The sequence below is a fragment of the Pseudomonas sp. PHC1 genome (assembly GCF_046487845.1).
In the GTDB taxonomy this organism is placed as follows: Bacteria; Pseudomonadota; Gammaproteobacteria; order Pseudomonadales; family Pseudomonadaceae; genus Aquipseudomonas; species Aquipseudomonas sputi.
Map to the genome: position 1 here is coordinate 1 of NZ_JBJXHJ010000045.1, position 3283 is coordinate 3283.

At 53.5% G+C, this 3283-nt stretch carries 5 protein-coding genes; 4 read left to right on the forward strand and 1 reads right to left on the reverse strand.

Going from position 1 to position 3283, the window contains the following annotated elements; all coding sequences use genetic code 11:
- Positions 1–113: 113 nt before the first annotated feature.
- Positions 114–401 (reverse strand): fructose-bisphosphate aldolase, encoded by a 288-nt coding sequence (locus tag ACKJSM_RS28525; RefSeq protein WP_410239524.1) that lies wholly within the window; start codon positions 399–401, stop codon positions 114–116.
- Positions 402–989: 588 nt separating this feature from the next.
- Here ACKJSM_RS28525 and ACKJSM_RS28530 point away from each other — a divergent pair.
- The 4 genes from ACKJSM_RS28530 to ACKJSM_RS28545 all read left to right on the forward strand — a co-directional run bounded on the left by ACKJSM_RS28530 (position 990) and on the right by ACKJSM_RS28545 (position 3191).
- On the forward strand, positions 990–1415 hold the full coding sequence (locus ACKJSM_RS28530) for a hypothetical protein (RefSeq protein WP_039770908.1): 426 nt from the start codon (positions 990–992) through the stop codon (positions 1413–1415).
- Positions 1416–1609: 194 nt separating this feature from the next.
- A complete protein-coding gene (locus ACKJSM_RS28535; protein ID WP_410239525.1) occupies positions 1610–1945 on the forward strand; it encodes a hypothetical protein in 336 nt (111 codons plus the stop codon).
- A gap of 308 nt (positions 1946–2253) precedes the next feature.
- Positions 2254–2679: a hypothetical protein gene (locus ACKJSM_RS28540; protein ID WP_410239526.1), complete on the forward strand. Its 426-nt coding sequence runs from the start codon at positions 2254–2256 to the stop codon at positions 2677–2679.
- 101 nt (positions 2680–2780) lie between these two features.
- Complete coding sequence (locus tag ACKJSM_RS28545) at positions 2781–3191, forward strand: MSCRAMM family adhesin SdrC (RefSeq protein WP_236181688.1); 411 nt, start codon at positions 2781–2783, stop codon at positions 3189–3191.
- Positions 3192–3283 lie beyond the last annotated feature (92 nt).

Sequence of the window (3283 nt, forward strand, 5' to 3'; positions counted from 1 at the left end):
CGCTACGTGCCATTTCTTAATCTGCTCCAATCAACGAACGAAAAGTGTACGTTGCGTTGACCGGTTGAGCCCGCCACAGATTTAATTATGTGAACCTGTCACCTTCAAATTTTCTAGCCAGGAACATCGAATCCTCGTTGCTCTATAACTCGAAATATATCACTCACGTCTTGCACCATGATCCTGGCAATGGTGGTCACAGTGTAGATGTCGTGTTCTGCATGGTCGGGGAGGCGGATGCAGGCCATCAGATCCAGGTATTTGAGAACGGCGTTAAGACGCTCACTCGCACAAGCATGGAGGTCGCGCAGTGGGGCATCAGCATCGATGAGTAGGACGGGGTGATCAGTGGCCGGGTGGGACATGTTTGCACAGTGGCGCATAAGTTTCGGTGTCGTCATGGTGTTAATCCTCTGTTGAGAAGAATTGCCACCGTTCTGCTGCGAAACAAAATGGGTGGCAGCTATGCGCGGGTTCGCAGACCGGAGGATTAACACCAAGACCCGGCAGACCCGAAGGTCTCCCACGCACAACCGCCATAAAATTTGCGCAGCCGAGAGTCGGCCGTGCTAGGCGGAACAGGGTGTCAATCTTAAGGGCTGCGAAACCCTATCGCCAAATTCGTTCAGCGACAGACCCACTCTAGGCAACGATTCCCACCGTCGCAATCAGCCTGTAGGACGCTAAATCACCACGTCTGGCCAGAGCGTTCGCTCCCGTTCGGCGGCGCAACCGGCGTAAATCAGGTGCTGCGGCGTGTCAGGGAAAAAACACTTGCCGGGTTTGGAACCGCTTCGCAGCCCCGCAAGAACAAGCTCCCTCACCACACGGAGTAATTTCCTACGCCGTTTTCAGATCAAAAAATCCCTCACACATTCCAACCCCGGAACTTTCCCCAAAACCGATGTCAATTTGATGGCGTGTCGCGACGCTCATTCATCGGCTCAAGCAGTGCCAGGCTGGTTCCTGGTCAACCATGGAAGTGTGTGATGAGACTATTACTCGCAATGTTGTTGATGTTCAGCGGCTACAGCTTTGCCAGTTGCGGCAACATTGATGACCACGATCAGCGTGCCTATTGCAATGCAAGGGAGAGCGGCAGCAGTTGCGGCAACATCGATAATCACGATCTGCGGGCGGCGTGTAACGCGGAGCAGGGCGGCAGTTCCTGCGGCAACATTGACGACCATGACCAGCGCGCCTATTGCAATGCCAAAAAGAGCGGCAGCAGTTGCGGCAACATCGATGATCATGACCTACGTGCTCGGTGCAACGCGGAGCAGGGTGGCAGTTCCTGCGGCAACATCGACGACCACGACCAGCGTGCCTACTGCAACGCCACGACCGGCGGCAGCAGTTGCGGGAATATCGACAACCATGATTTGCGTACGCGGTGTGAGGCTATGAAGCGTTGAGCGTTATAGCCCGGTAGGTACAGCTCCGCGCCGTGACAGGGACATCGTTTGATGTCCCTTTTTTGTGGGGGCATGAATGAGCGTTTGTGATTCACGTTGCAGTGACTGCTCGAGTTACCGGCATTGATGTCAATTTGGTGGCTTTGCGACATCGGTGATAGAGTTTCGGGCCATTTTTTCAAGGAAGGCCCACTGTGCTGCTCAAGCGTCTCTTTACCTGTACCGCATTGCTTACCCTGAGCTTCTCTGCTCAAGCCATCTCGAAAGACGAATATCTCCAAGGCTGCAAGATCCTGGAAAACGCCGCAATGATCGTCATGCAGGCGCGCCAGGAAGGGGCACCCATGTCTACGCTTTGGGACCTCTCCAATAAAACGGATAACGAGTTCATCAGCAAGATGTACCAGAAGCTCATTCAAGATGCGTTTGAGGAGCCACGGCAAGAAACTGAAGCGCTGCAAAAGGCCGCCACCACGGACTTCCAGAACAAATACTTCTCCGCCTGCCTGGTCAGTACGCCAAAAGAATAGCTTCAAAGAAAAAGGTGACAGATTCCTTTACGGAATTCAGTCACCTTTTCGGGTTCAGCCGATGGCTGGTTTATCGGGTGAAATGCCCTTGACGCATCACGTCGAACAGCACCCTATTCAGCCTTTTCATGGCATCTCTCGATGGGCGTGGCGTGAAGCCTGTGCAACACCTTGCAGACCTGCACATCATCGAAAACCAGTTTCGGAACTTTCCTAAAAAACGATGTCAATTTGATGGCGTGTCGCGACGCTCATTCATCGGCTCAAGCAGTGCCAGGCTGTTTCCTGGTCGACCAAGGAAGTGTGTGATGAGACTAGTGCTTGTGATGTTGTTGATGTTCAGCGGATACACGTTTGCCGGGTGCGCCAGCATCAGTGACAGTGATCAGCGGGCCTATTGCGAAGCCAGAGAGAAGGGCAGCAGTTGTTCGTACATCCACGACTCTGATTTGCGTTCGGCCTGTGATGCTGAAGTGAACGGTAGATCCTGCTCGTACATCGCCGACAGTGACCAACGTGACTACTGCAACGCCAAGAAGAACGGCAGCAGTTGCTCGTCCATCCATAACTCGGATCTGCGTGCGGCGTGCGAGGCGGAGCAGAAGGGCTATTCCTGTTCATACATAAGCGACAGTGACCAGCGCGCCCTGTGCAATGCCAAGCAGAGTGGCAGCAGTTGTTCCTACATCAGCAATTCCGACCTACGAAACGAGTGCGAAGCCATGAAGCGCTGATTTGAAGGTTCCGTGAGACTCATTTAAATCTGATTAAACAGGGCCAGTCTGATGACTGGTAGGCCTATGGCTGTTTCCCGGCAGACCCAAGGAAGTGTGAGATGAAACTGATTCTTGCGATGTTGTTGCTGTTCAGCGGTTACGCATTTGCCGGTTGTGCCAGCATCCACGACAGCGACCAGCGCGCTTACTGCGAGGCGAAAAACGGCAGCACGTGTTCGAGCATTCATGATTCGGATTTGCGCGCGACATGTGAGGCCGAGAAGGGCAGTACTTGTTCGAGCATTCACGACAGCGACCAGCGCGCTTACTGCGAGGCCAAAAAGGGCAGTACGTGTTCGAGCATTCATGATTCGGATTTGCGCGCAACATGTGAGGCTGAGAAAGGCAGTACCTGTTCCAGCATCCATGACAGCGACCAGCGTGCCTTTTGTGAGGCGAAGAAGGGCAGCACTTGTTCGAGCATCCATGATTCGGACCTGCGCAATCAGTGCGAAGCCATGAAGCGTTGATTGATCTGTTTGCCCCTGTCTAGTCCTGAAATAGGTTTACACCTGTTTCACCCCAACGCCCGATGCATCGCATCGGGCGTTTTGTATTTCAA

What these genes read in the sequence shown, in the direction of transcription:
- ACKJSM_RS28540 (WP_410239526.1), top strand. Translation starts at nt 2,254, where the DNA reads ATGAGACTAGTGCTTGTGATGTTGTTGATGTTCAGCGGATACACGTTT.
- ACKJSM_RS28525 (WP_410239524.1), bottom strand. Translation starts at nt 401, where the DNA reads ATGACGACACCGAAACTTATGCGCCACTGTGCAAACATGTCCCACCCG.
- ACKJSM_RS28530 (WP_039770908.1), top strand. Translation starts at nt 990, where the DNA reads ATGAGACTATTACTCGCAATGTTGTTGATGTTCAGCGGCTACAGCTTT.
- ACKJSM_RS28545 (WP_236181688.1), top strand. Translation starts at nt 2,781, where the DNA reads ATGAAACTGATTCTTGCGATGTTGTTGCTGTTCAGCGGTTACGCATTT.